The 24,206-nt window shown below is 70.0% G+C and carries 19 protein-coding genes; 14 read left to right on the top strand and 5 right to left on the bottom strand.

Annotated elements, in window-relative coordinates:
* Window positions 1-68: 68 nt before the first annotated feature.
* From KO353_RS02475 to KO353_RS02410, 14 genes are all read left to right on the top strand, one after another.
* Window positions 69-1,667, top strand: coding sequence for an ABC transporter substrate-binding protein (locus tag KO353_RS02475; protein ID WP_218286193.1), 1,599 nt, complete (start codon window positions 69-71; stop codon window positions 1,665-1,667).
* The gene (locus KO353_RS02470) at window positions 1,667-3,253 is read left to right on the top strand and encodes an ABC transporter substrate-binding protein (RefSeq protein ID WP_218286192.1); all 1,587 of its coding nucleotides are present in this window, start codon (window positions 1,667-1,669) and stop codon (window positions 3,251-3,253) included. Before KO353_RS02475 ends, KO353_RS02470 begins: the two co-directional genes overlap by 1 nt.
* A complete protein-coding gene (locus tag KO353_RS02465; protein WP_218286191.1) occupies window positions 3,253-4,833 on the top strand; it encodes an ABC transporter substrate-binding protein in 1,581 nt (526 codons plus the stop codon). Before KO353_RS02470 ends, KO353_RS02465 begins: the two co-directional genes overlap by 1 nt.
* A gap of 16 nt (window positions 4,834-4,849) precedes the next feature.
* Entirely contained in the window at window positions 4,850-6,436 is a 1,587-nt protein-coding gene (locus KO353_RS02460; RefSeq protein ID WP_218286190.1) for an ABC transporter substrate-binding protein, read from the top strand.
* A gap of 204 nt (window positions 6,437-6,640) precedes the next feature.
* The gene (locus KO353_RS02455) at window positions 6,641-8,239 is read left to right on the top strand and encodes an ABC transporter substrate-binding protein (RefSeq protein ID WP_218286189.1); all 1,599 of its coding nucleotides are present in this window, start codon (window positions 6,641-6,643) and stop codon (window positions 8,237-8,239) included.
* Between the two features lie 112 nt (window positions 8,240-8,351).
* Complete coding sequence (locus KO353_RS02450; protein ID WP_218286188.1) at window positions 8,352-9,950, top strand: ABC transporter substrate-binding protein; 1,599 nt, start codon at window positions 8,352-8,354, stop codon at window positions 9,948-9,950.
* 13 nt (window positions 9,951-9,963) lie between these two features.
* Window positions 9,964-11,553, top strand: a complete 1,590-nt coding sequence (locus KO353_RS02445) for an ABC transporter substrate-binding protein (protein ID WP_218286187.1) — start codon at window positions 9,964-9,966, stop codon at window positions 11,551-11,553.
* Window positions 11,554-11,611: 58 nt separating this feature from the next.
* Window positions 11,612-12,553, top strand: coding sequence for an ABC transporter permease (locus KO353_RS02440; protein WP_218286186.1), 942 nt, complete (start codon window positions 11,612-11,614; stop codon window positions 12,551-12,553).
* A complete protein-coding gene (locus tag KO353_RS02435; RefSeq protein WP_218286185.1) occupies window positions 12,550-13,449 on the top strand; it encodes an ABC transporter permease in 900 nt (299 codons plus the stop codon). The genes KO353_RS02440 and KO353_RS02435 overlap by 4 nt, the downstream gene beginning before the upstream one ends.
* A gap of 16 nt (window positions 13,450-13,465) precedes the next feature.
* Window positions 13,466-14,515 carry an ABC transporter ATP-binding protein gene (locus KO353_RS02430; RefSeq protein ID WP_218286184.1) on the top strand — a complete coding sequence of 350 codons (1,050 nt, stop codon included), beginning with the start codon at window positions 13,466-13,468 and terminating at the stop codon, window positions 14,513-14,515.
* An 11-nt stretch (window positions 14,516-14,526) separates the two neighbouring features.
* Entirely contained in the window at window positions 14,527-15,573 is a 1,047-nt protein-coding gene (locus tag KO353_RS02425; RefSeq protein ID WP_218287231.1) for an ABC transporter ATP-binding protein, read from the top strand.
* 130 nt (window positions 15,574-15,703) lie between these two features.
* The gene (locus KO353_RS02420) at window positions 15,704-16,207 is read left to right on the top strand and encodes a (2Fe-2S)-binding protein (RefSeq protein WP_218286183.1); all 504 of its coding nucleotides are present in this window, start codon (window positions 15,704-15,706) and stop codon (window positions 16,205-16,207) included.
* 62 nt (window positions 16,208-16,269) lie between these two features.
* On the top strand, window positions 16,270-18,651 hold the full coding sequence (locus tag KO353_RS02415; RefSeq protein ID WP_218286182.1) for a xanthine dehydrogenase family protein molybdopterin-binding subunit: 2,382 nt from the start codon (window positions 16,270-16,272) through the stop codon (window positions 18,649-18,651).
* 45 nt (window positions 18,652-18,696) lie between these two features.
* Entirely contained in the window at window positions 18,697-19,494 is a 798-nt protein-coding gene (locus KO353_RS02410) for an FAD binding domain-containing protein (protein ID WP_218286181.1), read from the top strand.
* 192 nt (window positions 19,495-19,686) lie between these two features.
* On the opposite strand, the gene KO353_RS02405 is transcribed toward KO353_RS02410, so the two are convergent.
* From KO353_RS02405 to KO353_RS02385, 5 genes are read right to left on the bottom strand one after another with little or no spacing between them, the layout of a single operon-like run.
* Window positions 19,687-20,172 carry a CinA family protein gene (locus KO353_RS02405; RefSeq protein ID WP_218286180.1) on the bottom strand — a complete coding sequence of 162 codons (486 nt, stop codon included), beginning with the start codon at window positions 20,170-20,172 and terminating at the stop codon, window positions 19,687-19,689.
* On the bottom strand, window positions 20,169-20,624 hold the full coding sequence (locus KO353_RS02400; protein WP_218286179.1) for a phosphatidylglycerophosphatase A family protein: 456 nt from the start codon (window positions 20,622-20,624) through the stop codon (window positions 20,169-20,171). The genes KO353_RS02405 and KO353_RS02400 overlap by 4 nt, the downstream gene beginning before the upstream one ends.
* The gene (locus KO353_RS02395) at window positions 20,621-21,487 is read right to left on the bottom strand and encodes an alpha/beta fold hydrolase (RefSeq protein ID WP_218286178.1); all 867 of its coding nucleotides are present in this window, start codon (window positions 21,485-21,487) and stop codon (window positions 20,621-20,623) included. Before KO353_RS02395 ends, KO353_RS02400 begins: the two co-directional genes overlap by 4 nt.
* A complete protein-coding gene (locus tag KO353_RS02390; protein WP_218286177.1) occupies window positions 21,484-22,188 on the bottom strand; it encodes a haloacid dehalogenase type II in 705 nt (234 codons plus the stop codon). The genes KO353_RS02395 and KO353_RS02390 overlap by 4 nt, the downstream gene beginning before the upstream one ends.
* Window positions 22,185-24,179 carry a lytic transglycosylase domain-containing protein gene (locus KO353_RS02385; RefSeq protein WP_218286176.1) on the bottom strand — a complete coding sequence of 665 codons (1,995 nt, stop codon included), beginning with the start codon at window positions 24,177-24,179 and terminating at the stop codon, window positions 22,185-22,187. Before KO353_RS02385 ends, KO353_RS02390 begins: the two co-directional genes overlap by 4 nt.
* Window positions 24,180-24,206 lie beyond the last annotated feature (27 nt).

Here is a 24,206-nt window from a genome sequence, read left to right as displayed (position 1 = left end):
TGGACGGGGCGCGCCTGAGGCAGCATGCTACGCCCCAGGCCACGACCAGAGACGCTTGGGGGATCACCATGAAGCGACGCCACTTCCTCGCCGCCAGTGCCGCTGCCACCGCCGGCCTCGCCGCTCCCGCCATCGCCCAGCCCGCGGCGGCGCGCACCCTCCGCTTCGTGCCGCACGCCAACCTCACGGTGATGGACCCGATCTGGACCACCGCCTATGTCACCCGAAACCACGGGTTCCTCGTGTGGGACACGCTCTACGGCCTCGATGCGCAGTACCGGCCGCAGCCGCAGATGGTCGAGGGCCACAGCGTGGAGAACGACGGCAAGACGTGGGTCTTCACCCTGCGCGAGGGGCTCGCCTTCCACGATGGCGAGCCGGTGCGGTCGGCCGACGTGATCGCCTCGCTCAAGCGCTGGACCGCACGCGACGCCTTCGGCGCCAAGCTCGCCTCGGTGGTGACCGAGTATGTCGCCCGCAGCGACCGCAACTTCGAGATCAGGCTCTCGAAGCCCTTCCCGCTGATGCTCGATGCGCTTGCGAAGCCCACCTCGAACGTTCCCTTCATCATGCCCGAGCGTGTGGCGGCGACCGACCCGTTCACCCAGCTTCGGCCTGAGCAGATGATCGGTTCGGGGCCGTTCCGGTTCAAGCGCGACGAGTTCAACCCGGGCAGCCTCGTCGTCTACGAGCGCAACCCGGCCTACCGCCCGCGCGAGGGCGGCGAGCCGTCCTTTACGGCCGGGCCGAAGGTCGTGCATTTCGACCGCATCGAGTGGCGGGTGATCCCCGATGCGGCCACCGCCGCCGCCGCCCTTCAGGCAGGAGAGATCGACTGGTGGGAACAGCCGACGGGCGACTATCTCGGCCTGCTCGAGCGCAACCGAAACATCGTCGTCGAGGTGCAGGACCAGCTCGGCCTGATCGCCGTGTTGCGGCCGAACCATCTCCACCCGCCGATGAACAACCAGAAGTTCCGCCAGGCGCTGATCCGCGCCGTCAAGCAGGCGGACTTCATGCAGGCGGTGATCGGCACCGACCCGCGGCTGTACCGCACGGGCGTGGGCGCCTTCACGCCTGGCACCCCGCTCGCGACCGATGTGGGCATCGCCGAGGTGTTCAAGGAGGACACGGCACTCGCGCGGCAGATGATCCGCGAGTCGGGCTACAACAACGAGCGCGTGGTTCTTCTCTCGACCACCGATCTGCCGAGCCTCGTTGCTCTCTCGCAGGTCGGGGGCGCGATGTTCCGCGAGCTTGGCCTCAACCTCGACCAGCAGGCGATGGACTGGGGCACGGTGGTGCAGCGCCGCGCCTCGAAGGAGCCGCTCGAGCGCGGCGGCTGGAGCGTGTTCTTCACCTTCTGGGCCGGGCTCGACCACCTGAACCCCGCCTCGCACCACATGCTGCGCGGCCAGGGGGAGGCGGGCTTCATCGGCTGGCCGACCTCCGCGCGGCTCGAGGAGCTCCGCGATGCCTGGTTCGAGGCGCCCACACTCGAGGCGCAGAAGGCGCTCGCGGCCGAGCTGCAGCGCCAGCTCTTCATCGACGTGCCCTACGTCCCGCTCGGGCAGTATTTCCAGCCGATCGCCTATCGCCGCGCGATCACGGGCCCAATCGCGGCAGGCGGCGTGCCGGTGTTCTGGAACGTGCGTCGGTCGGCCTGATGCGCCGGCGTGACGTCCTGAAGGCGGGAGCGGCGCTTGCGGCCGCCCCGCTTGCGGCGCCTTCGCTCGCGCAGCCGGCCTCGGCACGCGTGCTGCGCTTCGTTCCGCAGGCCGACGTGACCATCCTCGACCCGATGGTCACCACCGGGTACATCACGCGGAACCACGCCCACATGGTGTGGGACACGCTCTACGGCCTCGACGAGAACTTCCGCCCCCACCCGCAGCTCGCCGAAGGGCACGTGGTGGAGGACGAGGGACGGCGCTGGACCTTCACCCTGCGCGAGGGACCGACCTTCCACGACGGAGAGAAGGTGCGCGCGGCGGATGCGGTCGCCTCGATACGCCGCTGGATGACGCGCGACACGCACGGCCAGACGCTCGCGCGGCGCATCGCCGAGATGACGGTTCTCGATGATCGACGCTTCGAGATCAGGCTGACGCGGCCCTTCGGCCCGATGCTCGAAGCGCTCGGCAAGGCCTCGTCCTACCCGTGCTTCGTGATGCCCGAGCGGCTCGCGCGCACGCCGCCCACCACCGCCATCACCGAGATCATCGGTTCGGGGCCGTACCGGTTCAAGGCGGATGAGCGCGTCCCCGGCGCGCTCGTCGTGTACGAGCGCTACGCCCGCTACGTGCCGCGCGCAGGCACGCCCTCGATGACGGCCGGGCCGAAGCTTGCGCATTTCGAGCGGATGGAGTGGCGCATCATCACCGACCCGGGCACAGCCGCCGCCGCCCTCCAGGCAGGCGAGGTGGATTGGTGGGAGCAGGTGACGGCCGATCTCCGCCCCGTGCTGCAGCGGCACCGCGAGGTCGTTGTCGAGGTGGTGGACAGGTCCGGCATCAAGGCGATGCTCAGGCCGAACCACCTGCACCCCCCCTTCGACACGGCGGAGCGTCGCCGCGCGCTTCTTCCTGCGATCGTTCAGTCCGACTTCATGGCCTCGATCATGGGCCAGGACAGGAGCCTGTGGCGTGAGGGCGTGGGCTGCTTCCCGGTCGCCTCGCCGATGGCCAACGACGAGGGCATCGAGGCCGTGACCGGCCCCCGAAGCGTAGACGCGGCGAAGGCGGCCCTGGCCGCAGCGGGCTACCGAGGCGAGAAGGTCGTGTTCCTTCACCCGACCGACGTGCCGAACAACAACGCGCTCACGCTGGTCGCGATCGACATGATGCGCAAGGCGGGGCTCGTGGTCGAGCCGGCGGTGTCGGACTGGGGCACAGTGCTCGCGCGACGTGCGAAGAAGGAACCGCCCGACCAGGGCGGGTGGAACGCGGTCGTCGCGCTGTTCGCCGGCGCTGACCTGATGAACCCCGGAGCGCATCTGCTGCTGCGCGGCAACGGCGAGGGCGCCTGGTTCGGCTGGCCCACAAGCCCCGCGCTCGAGGCGCTGCGCGACGAGTGGTTCGACGCCCCGACCGCGGAGGCGCAGGCGGCGCTCGCGCGGCGTATTCAGGCGCAGTTCTGGCAGGACGTTCCCTATTGGCCGCTCGGCCAGTATTTCGTCTCCTCGGCGTGGCGGCGGAGCATCACAGGCGTGCTCAAGGGGATGGTGCTTCCGCTCAACGTCAGGCGCGTCTGATGCGCCGCCGGTCGCTGCTCGGGGTCGCGGCGGCGGCGCTCGCCGCCCCGCGGATCGCCCACTCGCAGGCCGCTCGGCCGCTCCGCTTCGTGCCGCATGCGAACCTTTCCGTGGTCGACCCTGTCGCCTCGACGGCCTACATCACCCGCAACCACGGCTTCCTCGTCTGGGATACGCTCTACGCCCTCGACGAGGGCTACACGCCGCGGCCGCAGATGGTCGCGGGGGAGAGCGTGGAGGACGAGGGGCGGCGCTGGACCTTCACGCTGCGCGAGGGCCTCAGGTTTCACGACGGCGAGCCGGTCCGGGCGGAGGACGTGATCGTCTCGCTCGCCCGCTGGGCCAAGCGCGATGCCTTCGGCTCGCGCCTCGCCGCTCTTGCCGAGGAGATGGCGGCGCTCGACGACCGGCGCTTCGCGATCCGGCTCAAGCGCCCCTTCGCGCACATGCGGGCAGCGCTCGGCAAGCCGGGCAGCCTCGCCCCCTTCATCATGCCCGCGCGCATCGCGGCGCGCGACCCGTTCCAGCCCTTCGGGCCCGGCGAGGTGATCGGCTCCGGACCGTTCCGGTTCCGCGCCGACGAGCTCGTCCCCGGAGCGCGCGTCGTCTACGAACGTTTCGAGGGCTACGTGCCGCGCGAGGAGCCCCCCTCCTTCCTCGCCGGCGGCAAGCGCGCGCGCATCTCCCGCGTCGAGTGGACCATCATCCCCGATCCCGCGACGGCCGCGGCCGCGCTGCGCTCGGGCGAGGTCCACTGGTGGGAGAGGGTGACGCCCGACCTCCTTCCCGCGCTGCGGCGCGAGGCGGCCGTTGCGGTGGAGATCCCCGACCCGCTCGGGTTCATCTCGACGCTTCGCGTCAACCACCTGCAGCCCCCCTTCGACAACCCCGCACTCCGACGCGCCCTCCTTCCCGCGGTGAACCAGGCCGACTTCATGCAGGCGGTGATGGGGACCGACCGGTCGCTGTGGCGGACGGGGGTGGGCGTGTTCACGCCCGGAACGCCGCTCGCCTCCGAAGCCGGGCTCGAGGCAATGCGCTTCGATCTCGAGCGGGCACGCCGCGCCGTTGCCGCGAGCGGCTACCGCGGCGAACCTGTGGTCGTTCTGGTCGCGACCGATGTGCCTGCGATCGCCGCCCTCTCCGCTGTCGGCATCGACATGCTGCGGAAGATCGGGCTTGTCGTCGAGGAACAGGCGATGGACTGGGGCAGCGTGGTGCGGCGCCTCGGTTCGCGCGAGCCGCCCTCGCGCGGCGGCTGGAGCGCCTATTTCTCGAACTGGGCCGGGCTCGACCACATCGACCCGGCGGGCCATCTCGTTCTCCGCGGCAACGGCGCACAGGGTTTCGTCGGCTGGCCGGACAGCCCCGAGCTCGAGCGGCTGCGGGATGCCTGGTTCGAGGCGCCCGATCTCGCATCGCAGCAGGCGATCGCGCGCGCAATGCAGGAACGGGCGATGATCGACGTCCCCTATGTTCCGCTGGGACAATTCTTCCAGCCGATGGCGTATCGGCGCAGCCTGCGCGGTGTGGCCCAGCTGGGCGGCATCCCGCGCTTCTGGAACGTGGAGATAACCTGAGCCGAGGGAGGTGAGGATGAAGCGACGCGCGTTGCTGAAAGGGGGAGCGGCCTTCGCCGCCGCAGCGGGGCTCGCCGCGCCTGCGGTGTCGCAGGGTGTTGCGAACACCCGCGTGCTTCGTTTCGTGCCGCAATCTAACCCGGGCAGCCTCGACCCCGTCTGGACCACCGCCTACGTCACCCGAAACCACGGCATGCTCGTCTATGACACGCTCTACGGCTCCGACGCGCAGCTCAACGTTCATCCGCAGATGGCGGCAGGCCACGTCGAGGAGGATGGCGGGCGGACGGTCATCATCACCTTGCGCGAGGGGCTGAAGTTCCATGATGGCGAACCGGTCCGCGCGGCGGACTGTGTGGCCTCGATCACGCGCTGGTGGCGTCGTGACGCGATGGGCCAAGCCCTGGCCGCCGCGACCGACGAGCTCGCGGCGCTCGACGACCGGCGTCTCCGTTTCCGCCTCAAGGCGCCCTATCCGCGCCTGATCCCGACCCTCGCGAAGCCCTCGAACGGCTGCTACATCATGCCCGAGCGAGTGGCGCGGACCGACCCGTTCCAGCAGATCACCGACTACACGGGCTCCGGCCCGATGCGCTTCAAGCGCGAGGAATGGATCACTGGCCAGATCCTCGTCTACGAGCGCCACCCGGCCTATGTGCCGGCGCCGGGCGGGCCGCTCAGCCTCACCGCGGGGCCGAAGGTGATGCATCTCGACCGGATCGAGTGGCGTGTCCTGCCCGACCCGGCCACCGCCGCGGCCGCCCTGCAGGCGGGCGAGATCGACTGGTGGGAGCAGCCGCAGGTCGACATCCAGCCGCTGTTGCGCCGCAACCGGAACATCGTCGTCGATGTGCAGGACCCGATCGGGCTGATCTCCTGCATACGCTTCAACACGCTTCACCCGCCCTTTGACAACCCCGCCGTCCGACGCGCGGTGATCCCCGCGATCAGGCAACAGGACGTGGTGGTCGCGATCAACGGCAACGACCCCGCGGGCTACACGACCGGTGTGGGCTGGTTCACGCCCGGCACGCCGATGGCGACGACGGCCGGGCTCGAGGTGTTCAAGGCCTCGATCGCGGCCGGGCGCGAGGCGCTGCGCGCGTCAGGCTATCGCGGCGAGAAGGTGGTGTTCCTCGGGCCCACCGACATCCTCGCGCCGAAGGCTGCCTCGGAGGTGATGGCCGATGTGCTGAAGCAGATCGGCTTCGACGTCGACTACCAGGCGATGGACTGGGGCACGGTGCTGCAGCGACGCGCCAAGAAGGAGCCGCCAGCCCAAGGCGGTTGGAGCGTTCTCTGCACCTCCTTCGCCGGCTACGACTTCCTCGACCCTCTGGTGCACAGCCAGATCAGGGGCAACGGCGCCCAGGCGTGGTTCGGCTGGCCGGACATCCCGAAGCTCGAGGAGCTGCGCAACCAGTGGCTCGCCGCCACCGACCTTGCGACCCAGAAGCGGCTTGCCGCCGAGCTCCAGGTGGCGGCGCTCGAGGCGGCCCCAGGCGCGCCGCTCGGCCACTACAAGCAGTTCACGGCCTATCGTCGGAACCTCGAAGGCGTGCTCAAGGGCATCCCGGTGTTCTGGAACGTTCGCAAGACCTGAGGCGCCCCGGCCGGGGCGAGGGCAGCACAGGGCCGCGATCGGCGCTTGCGTCCTCGGCCCCGACCTCTAGAGTGACGGAAGGGATGGCTTGGGGCCCGCGGCGCGGGCTCCAGACACGTCGGGGAGAAGCGGCGGAACAGCCGCAGTCCTTGCGTGCGGGGGCGCCGGTCCTCAGGCCTGAGGTGGCAATGGGGGCTGAACGAGATGAAGCGTCGTGAGTTTCTTGCTGCTGGTGCGGCAATCGCCGCGTCGGGGCTTGGGGCACCTGCCGTGCAGGGCCAGGCGTCGAGCGCGCGCGTGTTGCGCTTCGTGCCGCAGGCGAATCTTGCCAATCTCGACCCGATTTGGGGCACGCAATACGTCGTGCGCAATGCCTCGGCGCTGATCTGGGACACGCTCTACGGCGTCAACAGCAGGCTCGAGCCGCAGCGGCAGATGGTCGAGAGCGAAGAGCACTCGGCCGACTTCAAGGTCTGGACGTTCCGCCTCCGACCCGGGCTCAAGTTCCACAATGGCGAGCCTGTGCTGTCGAAGGACGTCGTGCAAAGCCTGATCCGCTGGATGCCGCGTGACCCGCTCGGCCAGCTGATCCGGGCGAGGCTCGACGCGCTCGAGGCGATCGACGACCGGACGTTCCGCTTCCGGCTCAACGCGCCGTTCACGAAGATGCTGTTCGCGCTCGGCAAGAACAACACGCCGATGGCCTTCATCATGCCCGAGGCGGTGGCGAAGACGGACAGCTTCCAGCAGATCAAGCCGGAGGACCTGATCGGCTCCGGCCCGATGCGCTTCAAGCGCGACGAGTGGGTGCCCGGCTCGCGCGCTGTGTTCGAGCGCTTCGCCGACTACGTTCCCCGCGCCGAGGCGCCCGACTGGCTCGCGGGCGGCAAGCGGATCAGCTTCGACCGGATCGAGTGGCACATCATCCCTGACCCCGGCACCGCCGCCGGGGCGCTCCAGAACGGGGAGGTCGACTGGTGGGAGACGCCGATCCCTGACCTCGTTCCGGTTCTGCGTCGGAACCGGAACATCATGGTCGATATCGCCGACCCGCTCGGCAACATCGGCAGCTTCCGGATGAACCACCTGCATCCGCCCTTCAGCGACGTGCGCGCGCGCCGCGCCATCCAGCTCGCGCTGAGCCAGGAGGACTACATGCGCGCCGTGGTGGGCAACGACGAGGCGCTGTGGAAGACGCTGCCGTCGTTCTTCACGCCCGGAACCCCGGCCTACACGGAGGCCGGCGGAGAGGTGCTAAAGGGGCCGCGCGATCTCGCCGCCGCGCGCAGGCTGCTTGCGGAAGCGGGCTACAGCGGCGAGCCCATCACCGTTCTCGTGGCGCAGGACCAGGCGCCTCTGAAGGCGATGGGAGAGGTCACGAACGCGCTGTTGCGCAGCCTTGGCATGCAGGTCGATTTCGTCGCGACCGACTGGGGAACCGTCGGCCAGAGGCGCGCCCTGAAGACGCCGCCGCGGCAGGGCGGGTGGCACATCTTCCACACCTGGCATGCGGGGGCGGACTGCATCGCACCCGCCTCCTACAACGCGATCCGCGCCAATGGCGACGGCGCCTGGTTCGGCTGGCCGAACAGCCCCGAGGTCGAAGCCGCGATCGCGAAATGGCTCAATGCCGCGACACCGGCCGAGGAGAAGGCGGCGTTCGAGGGCATCAACCGCGCCGCGATGGAGCACGTCGTCTATGTGCCGACCGGCTTCTTCCTCGGATACCAGGCGTGGCGTCGGAACGTCTCGGGCATCACCAAAGGCCCGTTGCCGTTCTTCTGGGGCGTGACCAAGAGCTGACATGCGCGGCGCGGCCGGGGCGGAGGCGGGGCGGTCGAGGGGCCGTTCCGCCCTGCCGTCCTGCCTCAGAAGCGATGCGGCTCGGGCCGAGGATCGGAAAGGAGGGGAGCTGATGCGTCGTCGTGATGTCTTGGCAGGAGCCGCTGCTACCCTCGCAGGAGCCTCACTCGGGGCGCCGGCGGTCGCCCAAGGAGCCGCCGCGCGCACGCTGCGGATCGTTCCTCAGGCGAACCTGACAAGCCTCGACCCGGTGTGGACGACGGCGACCATCACCCGCACCCATTCCTATCTCGTCTACGACACGATCCTCGCGGTCGACGAGACGCTGGCGGTTCGGCCCCAGGCAGCGGAGGGCTGGCAGATCGAGGATGACGGGCGAACCTACGTCTTCACCCTCCGCGAGGGGCAGAAATTCCACAACGGCGAGCCTGTGCGCGCGCAGGACTGCGTCGCCTCCATCAAGCGCTGGTGGGCGCGTGACGGGTTCGGCCAGGAGATCGCCAAGCGCCTCGACCGGATCGAGGCGCTCGACGACCGGCGCTTCCGGATCAGGCTGCAGAAGCCGTTCCCGCTTCTGCTCAACGCGATCGCGAAGCCCAATGCGAGCCCCTGCTTCATCATGCCCGAGAGCGTGGCGGCGACCGACCCGAACACGCAGATCACCTCCTCGATTGGCTCCGGCCCCTACCGCTTCATCCGCGACGAGTGGGTGCCCGGCTCCCGCGTCGTCTACATGCGCAACGAGGCCTACGTGCCGAGGAACGAGCCGCCGTCCTGGACGGCGGGCGGCAAGCGGGCGAATGCCGAGCGGATGGAGTGGCACATCATCACCGACCCGGCCACGGCCGGGAACGCGCTGATGAACGGCGAGGTCGACTTCATCGAGCTGCCGCTGCACGACCTGTTGCCGCTGTTCCGGCGCAACCGCCAGATCGTCGTCGAAACCCGCGACACGATCGGCACGATCGGCATGCTCCGCTTCAACCACCTCCACCCGCCCTTCGACACCCCCGCGATGCGGCGCGCGCTTCTCTTTGCCATCAACCAGGAGGACTATCTCCGCGCCGTCGTCGGCGATGACCGGTCGATGTACAAGACGAGCTTCTCCTATTGGTCCCTCGGCAGCCCGATGCACACCGAAGCTGGTTCGGACGCGCTCAAGGTGCGGAGCCTCGAGCGCGCCCGCGAGGCGCTTCGGGCGGCGGGCTACACCAACCAGAAGGTGGTCCAGCTGCACGCCTCCGATTTCCCGACCATCGGGGCGCAGAGCCAAGTCACGGCCGACCTTCTGCGACGCCTCGGCGTCAACCTGGAGTTCGTCGCGACCGACTGGGGCACGGTGGTGCAGCGCCGGGCGAGCCGAGAGCCGGTCGAGCGCGGTGGGTGGAGCATCTTCCACACCACCTGGGCCGGGCCCGATTGGTGGGACCCGGCGGCGGCGATCGGCATGCGCGCTGTCGGCACCGGCCCCGGATCATGGTTCGGCTGGCCGACAAGCGAGAAGATGGAGGCCTTGCGCGAGCAGTGGTTCGACGCGCCGAACCTCGAGGAGCGGAAGCGGATCGCCCGCGAGATCCAGATCGAGGCGTTCCAGGTTGTTCCGCACGTGCCGCTCGGCCACTTCCTTTCGCCCTCGGCCTGGCGAGCCAACGTCACCGGCGTGATTAAGAGCCCCGTCGTGCTGTTCTACAACATGGGCAAGGCGGCCTGAGGAGGCGCGGGGCGTGCGCCGCCGTGCCCTGATCACCGCCGTCGCCGCCGCCGGGCTCGGCCTCGCGGCGCCTGCGGTGCACGCTCAAAGCTCCGCCGCCCGGACGCTGCGATTCGTTCCGCAGGCAGGGCTTGCGAGCCTCGACCCGATCTGGGGCACGCAATACGTGGTGCGCAACGCCGCAGCACTCGTGTGGGACATGCTCTACGGGGTGGACAGCCGGTTCCGCCCGCAGCCGCAGATGGCGGAAGGGCACATGGTGTCCGATGACGGGCGCGTCTGGACGATCCGGCTGCGCGAGGGCCTCAGATTCCACGATGGCGAGCCCGTGCGCGGCGAGGACGTCGTGGCAAGCCTCGAGCGCTGGATGGTGCGCGACCCGATGGGGCAGATGGTGCGCGCGCTGAGGCAGGACCTCGCCGCGCCGGACGACCGGACGATCCGGCTCGCGCTGTCTGCCCCCTACCCGAAGCTGTTGCATGCGCTCGGCAAGCAGTCCGCGCCGTGCGCGTTCATCATGCCCGAGCGGCTCGCGCGCACCGATCCGTTCACGCCGATCGCCGAGGCGGTCGGCAGTGGGCCGATGCGGTTCCGCGCAGATCTGTGGGAGCCCGGCCGCCGCGCCGTGTTCGAGCGATTCCCGCGCTACCAGCCCCGGCCCGAGCCGGCGGACTGGCTCGCCGGGGGAAAGCGAATCGAGGTTGAAACGATCGAGTGGCAGGCGATGCCCGACCCTGACGCCGCCGCGGCCGCGGTCGCCTCCGGCGAGGTCGACTGGCTCGAAGCGGTGCTTCCGGACCTCGCCCCGGGGCTCAAGCGCAACCGCTCGGTCTCGGTCGGGATCGCCGACCCGATGGGGTCGATCGGGTCGCTTCGGTTCAACCACCTCCATCCGCCGTTCGATGACGTGCGCGTGCGCCGCGCGGTGGCGATGGCGCTCGACCAGCAGGACTACATGCGCGCGGTGATCGGCGCGGACGACGTTCTGTGGCGCCGCATCCCCTCCTTCTTCACCCCCGACACCCCGCTCTATGCTGAGACCGGCGGCGAGATCCTGAGCGGGCCGCGCGACCCCGAAGGCGCGCGCCGTCTGATTGCCGAGGCGGGGCGGCAGGGAAGCGAGGTCGTGTTGCTCAAGGCAACTGATCTCGCCCCGCTCAAGGCGATGGCCGAGGTCAGCGAGACGCTGCTTGCCGCGCTCGGCTTCCGGGTCGAGGTGGCGGCGATGAGCTGGGGCGAGGTGGCCGAGCGTCGCGCACGCAAGGACCCGCCCTCGCAAGGCGGCTGGAACCTGTTCCACACCTGGCATGCCGGGGCAGACTGCGCCACGCCGGCGGCCTACAGCGCGATCCGAGCGAACGGGGAGGACGCCTGGTTCGGCTGGCCTCGGGACGAGGCGATCGAACGCGCCGTGGCCGAGTGGTTCGCGGCTGAGGACATTGCCACCGAACGCGCCGCCGTGGCGCGGCTGAACGAGGCCTCGATGGCGTTCATGACCTGGGTTCCGACGGGGCTCTTCCTATCGTATCAGGCGTGGCGTCGGAACGTGGCCGGCATCGGCAAGGGGCCGATGCCTTTCTTCTGGGGCGTCAGCAAGGCGTAAGGGGAGCGGCATGACGATGATCGCTTCGGCAAAGGCGCGAAGGGGGCGGTAGCGCAGCATGCTCGCCTATGTCGTCCGACGCGTGCTCGCGACCATTCCGGTGATGCTGGTTGTCGCGTTCTTCGTGTTCTCGCTTCTCTACCTCGCGCCGGGCGACCCGGCCGCCGTGATCGCCGGCGACCAGGCGACACCGCAGGATGTCGAGCGCATCCGCGCCTCGCTCGGGCTCGACCGTCCGTTCCTGATCCGCTTCGGAGAATGGCTCTGGCGGATCCTGCAGGGTGATCTCGGCGTCTCGATCTTCACCAACCTGCCGGTCAGCCACATGATCGCGCAGCGGATCGAGCCGACGACGGCGCTGATGATCATCACGATCACGCTTGCGATCGCCGTCGCCGTGCCGCTCGGCGTCGTCGCCGCCTGGAAGGCAGGAAGCTGGATCGACCGTGCCGTGATGGCGTTCGCGGTGTTCGGCTTCTCAGTTCCGGTCTTCGTCACCGGCTACCTGCTCGCCTACGTGTTCGCGCTCGAGCTCGACTGGCTCCCCGTCCAGGGCTACACGCCGCTTTCGCAGGGGTTCTGGCCGTTCCTCGAGAACCTGATCCTGCCCGCGCTCGCGCTCGGGTCGGTCTACATCGCGCTGATCGCGCGGATCACGCGTGCGACGATGCTCGAGGTGCTCGCGCAGGACTACATCCGCACCGCCAAGGCGAAGGGCCTCGGCAGCCGTGGCATCCTGTTCCTGCATGCGCTGAAGAACGCCGCCGTGCCGATCTCGACGGTGATCGGCATCGGCATCGCGCTTCTGATCGGCGGCGCGGTGGTGACGGAGAGCGTGTTCGCGATCCCTGGCCTCGGTCGGCTCACCGTCGATGCGATCCTCAGGCGCGACTATCCGGTGATCCAGGGCGTCGTGCTTCTGTTCAGCTTCGTCTACGTGCTCGTCAACCTCGCCATCGACCTGCTCTACACCGTGTTCGACCCGAGGATACGCTATTGAGCCCCGACACCGCCGTCGCCGCCGCTCCTGCGTCCGCCGAGCTCTTCCCTGCCGAGGTGAGGCGCGGACGGATCCGCACCTTCATCCGACGCCACCCGACTGTGGCTCTGGGCGGGCTGTTGCTCGCCGTGATGGCCTTCATCGCCGTCTTCGCGCCGTGGCTCGGCACCACCGACCCGCAGGCGCTTGCGCCCGCGCGGCGCGTTCGCCCGCCCTCGGAGCTCCACTGGTTCGGCACCGACATGCTCGGGCGTGACGTGTATTCGCGGGTGATCTACGGGGCGCGGATCTCGCTCATCGTCGGTCTCTCGGTCGCGTTTCTCTCCTCTGCCGCGGGGCTCCTGATCGGCCTCTTCTCCGGCTTCCTCCGGGTGCTCGACGGCGTGATGATGCGGATCATGGACGGGCTGATGTCGATCCCGCCCATCCTGCTTGCGATCGCGCTCATGGCGCTGACGCGCGGGTCGGTGCAGAACGTGATCATCGCCATCACCATCGCCGAGATCCCGCGCGTCTCGCGCCTCGTGCGCGGCGTGGTTCTGTCGTTGCGCGAGCAGCCCTTCGTCGAGGCGGCGATCGCCGCAGGCACCACCACGCCGCGGATTATCTGGCGCCACATCCTGCCCAACACGCTCGCGCCGCTGACCGTGCAGGCGACCTACATCGCCGCTTCAGCGATGATCACGGAAGCGATCCTCTCCTTCATCGGCGCCGGCACGCCGCCCACCATCCCCTCGTGGGGCAACGTCATGGCCGAGGGTCGGGCACTGTGGCAGGTCGCGCCCTACATCGTGTTCTTTCCGGCCGTGTTCCTCTCCGTGACCGTGCTTGCCGTGAACCTACTCGGCGACGGCCTGCGGGACGCCCTCGACCCGCGGCTTGCGAAGCGGATCTGAGGGGAGGGCCGTGACCATGGGCGAGACCGTTGCGAACCGGACCGAGGCCGCGGCCACAGCAGCAGGGCACGGCAGGCCGCTCCTTCAGGTCGAGGACCTGCGGACGCATTTCCGCACCGTCGACGGAACGGTGCGCGCGGTCGACGGCGTGTCGTTCCACATCGCGGCCGGCGAGACGCTCGCCGTGGTGGGCGAGAGCGGCTGCGGCAAGTCCGTTACCTCGATGTCGATCCTGCGCCTGATCCAGGAGCCGCCCGGGAAGATCACGGGGCGTATCGTGTTCGAGGGCACCGACCTTCTGACCCTCTCGGAGCGGCAGATGCGCGAGATCCGCGGCAACGCGATCTCAATGATCTTCCAGGAGCCGATGACGAGCCTCAACCCGGTTCTCACCGTCGGGCGGCAGATCGGCGAGACACTGCGGCTGCATCAGGGCCTGGACGAGCGGGCGGCGGAGGCGCGGGCGATCGAGATGCTCGAGCTCGTACACATTCCGGAGGCGAGGCGTCGGGTGCGCGAATATCCGCACCAGCTCTCGGGGGGAATGCGCCAGCGCGTGATGATCGCGATGGCGCTCGCCTGCAACCCCAAACTCCTGATCGCCGACGAGCCGACGACCGCCCTCGACGTGACGATCCAGGCGCAGATCCTCGACCTGATGCGGGAGCTCAAATCGAAGCTCGGCTCGGCGATCCTGCTGATCACCCATGACCTCGGCGTCGTCGCGGAGATGGCCGAGCGGATCGTCGTGATGTATGCCGGGCGCAAGGTCGAGGAGGCGTCGGCGAAGGACCTGTTCGCGCGGCCGCGCCACCCCTACACCCAGGGCCTGCTCGGGGCGGTGCCGAAGCTCGGTTCCTCTCTCGCCGCCTCGGGTCGTTCGCGGCTGTCGGAGATCCCAGGGATCGTGCCGAACCTGAAGAAGCCCATCATCGGTTGCGCCTTCGCAAGTCGCTGCCCCGCCGTCACCGATCTCTGCCGGGCGGTCGCACCGGCGGTCGAGCTCAAGGCGCCTGGCCATTACGTCGCCTGCCATCACGCCGCGCGCGAGGCGGTCGCGGCATGAGCGATGCGGCGATGCAGACCGGGGCGCGAGCGGAGGCGCGTGGCGCGGCCGCGCCAAAGCGGCCGCTGCTCGAGGTGTTCGACCTCAAGAAGCACTTCCCGATCCGCGCCGGCTTCCTCTCCGGCGTCACTGGCTATGTCTACGCGGTCGATGGCGTCTCGTTCTCGATCGACCGCGGCGAGACGCTGTCGCTCGTTGGCGAATCAGGCTGCGGCAAGAGCACCGTGGGGCGGACGGTGCTGCGCCTGATCGAGCCGACGGCGGGCCAGGTCGTGCTCGACGGCCAGAGGATCGACGATCTTCCCGCCCGCTCTCTCCGCCCGCTCAGGCGTCGGATGCAGGTGGTGTTTCAGGACCCGTTCTCCTCGCTCAACCCGCGGCTCAAGGTGAAGGAGATCCTCGCCGAGCCGATCACCAATTTCGGGCTTGCGGCCTCGGCGAAGGAGGTCGAGGACAGGGTGGCGGAGCTGCTCGACAAGGTGCGCCTGCCGCGCGACGCGATGAACCGCTTCCCGCACGAGTTCTCGGGCGGCCAGAGGCAGCGGATCGGCATCGCCCGCGCTCTCGCCCCCGGCGCCGACCTCATCATCTGCGACGAGGCGGTCTCCGCGCTCGACGTCTCGGTCAAGGCGCAGATCGTCAACCTGCTGTCCGACCTTCAGGACGAGCTCGGTCTGTCGCTTCTCTTCATCAGCCATGACCTTGCGATCGTCGAGCACATCACCCATCGCGTGGCGGTGATGTACTTGGGCAAGATCGTCGAGGTGGCGGAGAAGCGCACGCTGTTCTCCGCCCCCAAGCACCCCTACACAGAGGCGCTCTTGTCCGCCGTGCCGCTGCCCGACCCGACGGCGAAGCGCGAGCGAATCATCCTCACGGGCGATGTTCCAAGCCCGATCCGGCCCCCCTCCGGCTGCCGGTTCCACACCCGCTGCCCACACGCCTTCGACCGCTGCCGCGTGGAGGAACCGCCGCTCAAGGCGATCGCTCCCGGCCATCTCGCCGCCTGCCACCTGCATGACGGTGGTGCGCCACGGGCGGCGACCGCAGCGGCCTGAGACGGAGCCGCCAAAGGCAGGCAAGACACGTTGCGGCGCTTGACGCGACGGCTTGCCTCCCCCGACACTCCCGCCCGGAACGGACCGGCCGCCAAGACGCGGCGCTGACGGCAAAGAGGGGAGAGAGCGCATGCCTCGGGTCTCGTTGAGCGTGAACGGCAAGCCTGTGACGGCGGAGGTCGAGGGCCGGACCCTGCTCGTCGAGCTCCTGCGCGAGACGCTTCGCCTGACGGGAACGCATGTCGGCTGCGACACGAGCCAATGCGGCGCCTGTGTGGTGCACGTCAACGGCGACAGCGTGAAGTCCTGCACCATGCTCGCGCTTCAGGCGGAAGGCGCGGAGGTGGTGACAATCGAGGGGCTCGCGGCCCCGGACGGCACGCTGCACCCGATGCAGGAGGCGTTCCGCGAGTACCACGCGTTGCAGTGCGGCTTCTGCACGCCGGGGATGGTGATGAGCGCGATCGACCTCGTGAAGAAGAACCCCCAAGGCCTCTCCGAGCGGGAGATCCGCGAGGGGCTCGAGGGCAATCTCTGCCGCTGCACCGGCTACCACAACATCGTCAAGGCGATCGACGCCGCGCAGCAGGTGATGCACGGGCGCGTCAAGGAACTGCCGCGGGCAGCGGAATGATCTGACTCGCCAACAAGAATATCGAAGGCCAGGGAAGGCGCCCGAAAAGCGAGGAGACGACCATGGGTTTCGAAGGCATCGGCGCCGCGGTGAAGCGGCGCGAGGATCTGAGGTTCCTCTCCGGTCGAGGCAACTACACTGACGACATCAACCGCCCCGGCCAAGTCTACGCCGTGATCCTGCGCAGCCCCCACCCGCATGCGCGGATCAGGGGCATCGACACGGCGGCGGCGAAGGCCGCACCCGGCGTGCACGCCGTGTTCACCGGCGAAGACCTCGCGGCCGACAAGGTTGGCGGCCTTCCCTGCGGCTGGCAGGTGAAGAACAAGGACGGTTCGCCGATGGCCGAGCCGCCGCACCCCGTTCTTGCGATCGGCAAGGTGCGGCATGTGGGCGACCCGGTGGCGGTGGTGATCGCCGACACGAAAGCGCAGGCGCGCGACGCGGCGGAGAAGATCACCGTCGATTACGAGGTTCTGAAGGCCGCGCCGACGGTCGAGTCGGCGCTGAAGCCGGGCGCGCCGCTCGTGCACGACGAGGTCGCGGGCAACATCTGCTACGACTGGCATCTTGGCGACAGGGAGGCAACGGAGGCCGCCTTCGCCCGCGCCCACAAGGTCGCGCGGCTCGAGCTTGTCAACAACCGGCTGATCCCGAACGCGATGGAGCCGCGCGCTGCCGTCGCCGAATACGACCCGATGTCGGGCGAGTACACGCTCTACACGACGAGCCAGAACCCGCACGTGATCCGCCTGCTGATGGGCGCCTTCGTGCTCAATATCCCCGAGCACCGGCTGCGCGTCGTCGCCCCAGATGTCGGCGGCGGGTTCGGCTCGAAGATCTACCACTACGCCGAGGAGGCGATCGTCACCTGGGCCTCGGCGAAGGTCGGACGCCCGGTGAAGTGGACGGCCGAGCGGAGCGAGAGCTTCGTGTCGGACGCGCACGGGCGCGACCACGTGACGGTGGCCGAGATGGCGCTCGACCCCGACGGCAAGTTCCTCGGCTTGCGCGTGCGCACGGTCGCGAACATGGGGGCCTATCTGTCCACCTTCGCTCCCTGCGTGCCAACCTATCTCTACGCCACGCTGCTCGCCGGCGTGTACACCACGCCCGCGATCTACGCCGAGGTGAAGGCGGTGTTCACGAACTCCGTGCCGGTCGATGCCTATCGCGGCGCCGGGCGGCCGGAGGCGACCTTCCTGCTCGAGCGGCTCGTCGACATCTGCGCCCTCGAGATGGGGATGGACCGGGTCGAGATACGCCGGCGCAACTTCATCCCCGCGTCCGCCTTCCCCTACCAGACGCCGGTCGCGCTGCAATACGACAGCGGCGACTATCACGCCTCGCTTGACGCCGCCCTTAAGGCGGCCGATTGGGCGGAGTTCGAGGCTCGGCGGGCGGCAGCGAAGGCGCGCGGCAAGCTGCGCGGCATCGGCATCTCGACCTACATCGAGGCCTGCGGCATCGCTCCTTCGGCCGTGGTCGGCTCACTCGGCGCGCGCGCGGGCCTCTATGAGGTTGCCAACATCCGCGTCAACCCGACCGGCTCGATCACGGTCTTCACCGGCACCCACAGCCACGGCCAGGGCCACGAGACCACTTTCGCGCAGCTGATCGCCGACCGGTTCGGCGTGCCGATGAGCCAGGTGGAGATCGTGCACGGCGACACGGCGAAGATCCCCTTCGGCATGGGCACCTATGGCAGCCGTTCGCTCGCCGTCGGCGGCTCGGCGATGATCAAGGCGGCCGACAAGATCATCGCCAAGGGCAAGCGGATCGCCGCCCACCTGCTCGAGGCGGACGTCGCCGACATCGAGTTCAAGGACGGGAAGTTCCAGGTCGCGGGAACGGATCGCGCGAAGACGCTCGCCGAGATCAGCCTCGCGGCCTACGTGCCGCACAACTACCCGATTGACGAGCTCGAACCCGGCCTCGAAGAGACGGCGTTCTACGACCCGAAGAACTTCACCTTCCCGGGCGGCTGCCACATCGCCGAGGTGGAGATCGACCCCGAGACGGGCGCGACACAGGTGGTGAACTTCACGGCGGTGGACGATGTCGGACGCGTCATCAACCCGATGATCGTCGAGGGGCAGGTACAGGGCGGGGTGGTTCAGGGAATCGGCCAGGCGCTGCTCGAGACATGCGTCTATGACGAAGACGGCCAGCTCCTTTCTGGCAGCATGATGGACTACACGATGCCGCGGGCCGATGACGTGCCGAACATCACCGTCGGGCACTCGATCACGCTCTGCACCCACAACCCGCTCGGGGTGAAAGGGTGCGGCGAGGTCGGCGCGATCGGCGCTCCGCCTGCGGTGATCGGGGCGGTCGTCGACGCGCTGAAGGAGTATGGCGTGCGCCACATCGACATGCCCGCGACACCGCAGAAGGTGTGGAGCATCATCAACGCCAACCGCCCGCGCATGGCGGCCGAGTAGCGGCACCGAAGCCCAAGGCAGCCCGAGCGAAGGAAGGGACCGACCATGTACGATTTCGCCTATCACCGCCCGACCAGCCTCGCCGACGCGGTGGCTCTGCTCGCCGCAGATCCGGAGGCACGGCCGATGTCGGGCGGGCAGACGCTGATCCCCACCCTCAAGCAGCGCCTCGCCCGCCCCACGGCGATCGTCGACCTCGCCGCGATCCCCGACCTCAAGGGGATCACCGTCTCGGGGAGAACGGTGCGGATCGGCGGCATGACGACGCACGCCGCCGTCGCCTCCTCGGCCGAGGTGATGCGGGCGATCCCTGCGCTTGCGAAGCTCGCCGCCCATATCGGTGACAACCAGGTGCGGAACCGCGGGACGATCGGCGGCTCGGTCGCGAACAACGACCCGGCGGCCGACTATCCGGCAGCGGTTCTGGCGCTCGGGGCGACGGTGCACACGAACGCCCGCGCGATCGCGGCCGATGACTTCTTCACCGGAATGTTCTCGACCGCCCTCGAGCCTGGCGAGATCGTCACCGCGGTCTCCTTCCCGATCCCGGAGAAGGCGGCCTACATGAAGTTCCCCAACCCGGCCTCGCGCTATGCGATGGTTGGCGTGTTCGTCGCCAAGGGGCCGGCGGGGGTGCGCGTCGCGGTCACCGGGGCGGGCGCGAACGGCGTGTTCCGCCACGCGGCGATGGAGGCGGCTCTCGCCGCGAACTGGTCGCCCGCCGCGCTCGACGGAATCACGACGCCTGTGGACGGGCTCAACGGCGACATCCACGGCTCGAAGGAGTATCGCGCCCACCTGATCGGGGTGATGGCCAAGCGGGCGGTCGCCGCCGCGGGCTGACTCGCGCGGCCTGTCGCCGGCGACGAATCACCGGCTGATCGTCCGCCGCCGAAATCGCCGGGGGAGTGCTCGGTCGGCCGAGCGAGGCTGTCGCGGCCGGCCCAGCGCGGGGCGATTTCTGCCCGACGGGGAGGGGGGCTCGGGCTGCCGGCAAGGCGCGATCCGTGGCGGAACGCGGGCGCGGGCCGTCGCTCAGTCGGCCAGCGATCGGGCGATGCGAAACGCGGCCGCAACCGAGGCAAGCCGCACCTCTGAACGGTCTCCGGCGAACACGTGCCGTTCGACGAAGGTGGCGCGGCCGCGTCTCGCACCGCCGAGGAACACGAGGCCGACCGGCTTCGTCTCTGTCGCCCCGCCGGGGCCCGCGATCCCGGTGACGGACAGCGCGAGCTCGGCAGGGGAGCGGGCAAGCGCCCCTTCGGCCATGGCTCGTGCGACCTCCTCGCTCACCGCCCCCTTGGCCGCGAGTGTCACGGCGCCCACGCCCAGCAGCTCCTGCTTCGCCTCGTTCGAGTAGGTGACGAAGCCGCGCTCGACCACATCGGAGGAGCCGGCGATCGCCGTCAGCGTCGCCGCGATCAGCCCGCCCGTGCAGCTCTCGGCGGTCGCAAGCCTCAAGCCGCGCTCCCGCAGGAGCGCGAGCAGCGCCTCGGCCTCGGCGAGCAGGGCAGGGGTCACGGCAGCGCCTCCGGAACGACAAGCCTCACCGCGAGGAGGATAGCGGCAGCGAGCGCGCCCGCCACGAGATCATCGAGCATGATGCCGAGCGCGTCCTTGCGCCGGTCGGCCCAGGAGACGGGCCAGGGCTTGAGAACGTCGAAGGCGCGGAACAGCAGGAACGCGGCGACGAGGCCGGCAGGCGTGACGGTCGCAAGCCCGGCAAGGGCAAGCCATTGGCCTGCCGCCTCGTCGACCACGATCCAGCCCGCGTCGTTCGCCTGCTCGTCGGGGGGCAGGGCGGAGACCGCGCGCCAGCCTGCCCAGGCAAGAGCGAGCGCGGCCAGAGCCACAAGGCCGGGGCCGCCGAGCGCGAGCAGAGCGGCTCCCGGGGCGAGCGCGACGAGGCTTCCCCAGGTTCCCGGAGCGGGGCGGAGCCGTCCCACGCCCCAAAGAGATGCAAGCCCGCTCACGGCTGCGCCTCGAGAAACGCATCGACCTCCTCGGCGAGTCCGGGCTCCGAGAGGGTAGGTGCATGCCCGACACCGGGCAGCTCGACATAGCGGAGGGAGGGGAAGCGCGCGCGCATCGCCGCCGCCGTCTCCGCCGAGAGAACGTCGCTCGCCCCGCCGCGCACGAGAAGGGCGGGAATGCGCTGAAGCGGCGCGAACAGCTCCCAGAGGTCCCCGCTCGCCGGTCGTTCGAGCACGCGGGCGATCCGCGTGTCCCAGGCCGCGCGCCACGTGCCATCGTCATGCTTGCGGAACGTCAACAGCGCCATCTGCCGCCATTCGTGCTCGGTGCGGAGCGAGAGCCACGGCAGGCACCTCTGCAGGAAGGCGATGGCTGCCTTGAGGCTCGGCTGCGGATGGTCATGCCCGACGAAGCCGCGCACGAACGCAAGGCCGCTTCCATCGAGCACCGGCCCTGCGTCATTGAGCACCGCGGCGGTGACGAGTCTCGGCCGGACGGTGGCGAGCGCCATCGCGAGCACTGCCCCGAGCGAGGTGCCGACCGTGACGACGCGCCGGAGCCCGAGCGCCGCGCAGACATCGATCACGTCCTTCAGCGTGCGTTCCGGAAGGTAGCGGCGCCACAGAAGCGCCCGGTCTGACAGGCCGCGGCCGGGATAGTCGAGCGAGACGACGAGACGCCTCGGCGCGTGCCGCTCGGCAAGAAGGGCGAAATCGCCGCCCGTCCGCACGAGGCCAGGCAGGCAGAGAAGAGGCGTTCGTGTGGTCGCCTCACCCCAGGTGTACACGCCGACACGAAGCCCCCCACGGACGCGCACGAAGCGGAGAGCCGCCCCTCGGAGGTCAGGCGCCTCCGACGTCACGCCACCTTCTGTCCGGCCTCGACCAGCCCAGGCAGCTCGGCGAGGCTCGCGATCACCGCCGCCGGCGGGGCCCAGGAAAACTCCGCAACGGCTCCTGTTCGGTTCAGCCAGATGGTGCGCAGCCCGGCAAGCGTCGCGCCGGCGATGTCCCAAGGGTGCGCCGAGACATAGGCGATCTCGCCTGGTGCGAGCCCGAACCGGGCCGGAGCGAGCTGGTAGACGACGGGGCTTGGCTTGAACACGCCGGTCGGCTCGGCCGAGAGGAGGGCGTCGAACAGGGCGAAGACCTCGCCTGCCTTCGCGGTCGCGGTCGCCATCATCGTCGAGGCGTTAGTCAGAAGCGCGAGCGGGCGGTGGCGGTTGCCGGCAAGCGCGGCGAGCGCGGGGCGCGCGTCGGGGAACGGAGGGGCCTGCAGCAGGCCCTGCATCAGACGCGCGCGGAGCAGCCGGTTCTGCCCGAGGCCGAGGGCCGCCATCGCATGGTCCAGCGCCTCGCCGGTGATCTGCCACAGTTCGGTCCGCCGGCCCGTTGCGGTGGCGATCCAGGCATACTCGAACCGCTTCGCGGCCCACAGGGCGGCCAGCGCCTCGGTGCGCTCGCCGAGCGCGTCCGCCGCCGAGCGGACGGCGGCGGCGCTGTCGAACACGGTGCCGTGGCCGGACAGAACGATGGCGCGCACGCCGCCGAACGACACGCTCATAGCCGCGCCGAGGCAAGCGCGCGCAGCGGGTGGCGCGCCGACGCCTCCGCCCCGCCGGCGCGGGCGCGGTAGACGAGCATGCTCTCGATCACGCGCATCACGTAGTTCCGGGTCTCGGCGAACGGGATCAGCTCGATCCAGTCGATCGGATCGATCCCTCCCGTGCGCGGATCGCCGTTCTGGTCGAGCCACTGGCGAACCCGGTGCGCGCCCGCGTTGTAGGCGGCAAGAGCGAGCGGGAGCGCGCCGTCGAACTCGTCAAGGCGCTTGGCGAGATAGGCGGTGCCGAGGCGCATGTTCGCCTGCGGATCGGTGAGGCGATCGGCGAGCGAGGGCTCGCCGAGCTCTCGCGCTATCGCCCGGGCGGTGGCGGGCATCAGCTGCATCAGGCCGCGTGCGCCGGCGGGGCTGATGGCATCGGCCTCGAAATTGCTCTCCTGGCGCATCAAGGCGAAGGCGAGGGCGCGCTCGATCCCAGGGGGAGGATCGACCGGTGTCGGCCAGCCCGCGTCGGGCAGAATGGTGCCGGTGGTGGCGGCCACGCGCCGGGCGATCCACACCCCCGTCTCGGCCTGCCCCAGCGCGACAGCGAGCGACCCGACGAGGCCGCGATCGACCGGGTCAGGCGCGATCTCGGCCATGCGCAGGAGCACCTGCCGGGCGCGACGCCGGTCGCCGATCGCTGCGAAGATCCTGGCGGCTTCGGCGAGTTCGCGGCCCGCGAAGGCGGCGACATGCGCAGGCTCGGCGGCGGGCGGTGCGGTGGCCGCGATCTTCAGCGCGAGCTCCGCCTCGCTCTCCCCGGCGGCGAGGGCAGCGAGCTGGCCATAGAAGGTGAAGGGATGCTCGGCGGCAGCGCGCCACGCGGCGCGAGCCTCCTCCGTGCGCCCGAGCGCGGCAAGCGCACGCCCGCGCCAGTAGCCGCCACGGGCGATACTGATCGGCGCGACGGCAGCGCGCTCGATCGCGGTGAAATGCCCGAGCGCGCGGGCGGGCTCGCCCAGCCTGCGCAGGCTGATCCATCCCGCGAGGAACTCCGCCTCGAGATAGGCCTCGGTGGGCCGCGGCGGCAGGCCATGCGCGGCGGCGAGGTCACGCGCGCGCGCGTCCTCGCCCCGACGCAGGAGCCGGCGGATCAGGATCTGCCGTTCCGCCCAGAACTGCGGCAGCTTGTCCACGTCGGCGGCCGACTGTGCCGCCGCGCCGAGGCTCATCCAGTGCCGCAGCGCCTCGTCGTCACGGTCCTGGCGGCGGAGGCTGCGCGCGCGCTCGAGGAACACGAGCGGGTCACGCTGCGCCTCCTGCATCTGCACAAGGTCACCCTCGTTGCCTGCGAGCGCCTCGAGCCGGGCGCGCGCCGCCACCTGCCGACCCGGCGGGATCATGTCGAGGAGACGCAGCGCCGCCGCGGTCTCGCGGGCCCAGGTGAGCCGGTCGAACCGCGCCCAGTGGTCTTCCGCCCGGAGCACGCCGCCATGGCGGCCGAGGAAGGCGCGCTCGGCCGCAGCGTCGGCACGCATCTCCACCCAGGCGGCACGACGCAGACGCGCGGCCTCGGACGGGTTCGTCGTCTCGAGCGCCTCGGCGAGGCGGAGCATCCCGGCCTCCGTGACCGGCGGGCGGCGGGCGAAGAAGCGACGAACGGCGTCGTCGTCGAGAAGCTCCGCATGCGCGGCCTCGGCGCGGCGGGCGAGCGCGGTGGCAAGCGGCCAGTCCGGATTCTCGGCGAGGAAGGCAGCAAGCTCGCCCGCGCTCGCCGGGCCGGAGACGAGGCGAAGCCAGAGGATCACCTTGGCTGGCACCTTCTGGTTGCACCGGGTCGCTTCCGACCAGCGCCCCGCCGCGGCGGCGATCACGGCGGCGCGGCAGGCAGAATCGAGCGCCTGGGCGGCAGCCCCCGCCGGAGCGAGGGCAAGCCACAGAAGCGCGAGACTCGCAACACGCCGCAGACCCATGCCGCGGTTGTAGGGTGCGAGGGCGGCACTTGTCACGGCGGGCGCGAGGTGCGAGGGAGGGAC

It is taken from the genome of Elioraea tepida (assembly GCF_019203965.1).
Taxonomy (GTDB): Bacteria; Pseudomonadota; Alphaproteobacteria; order Acetobacterales; family Acetobacteraceae; genus Elioraea_A; species Elioraea_A tepida.
The sequence above is the reverse complement of the archived record's forward strand: the minus strand, read 5'-3'. Positions and strand labels throughout refer to the sequence as shown.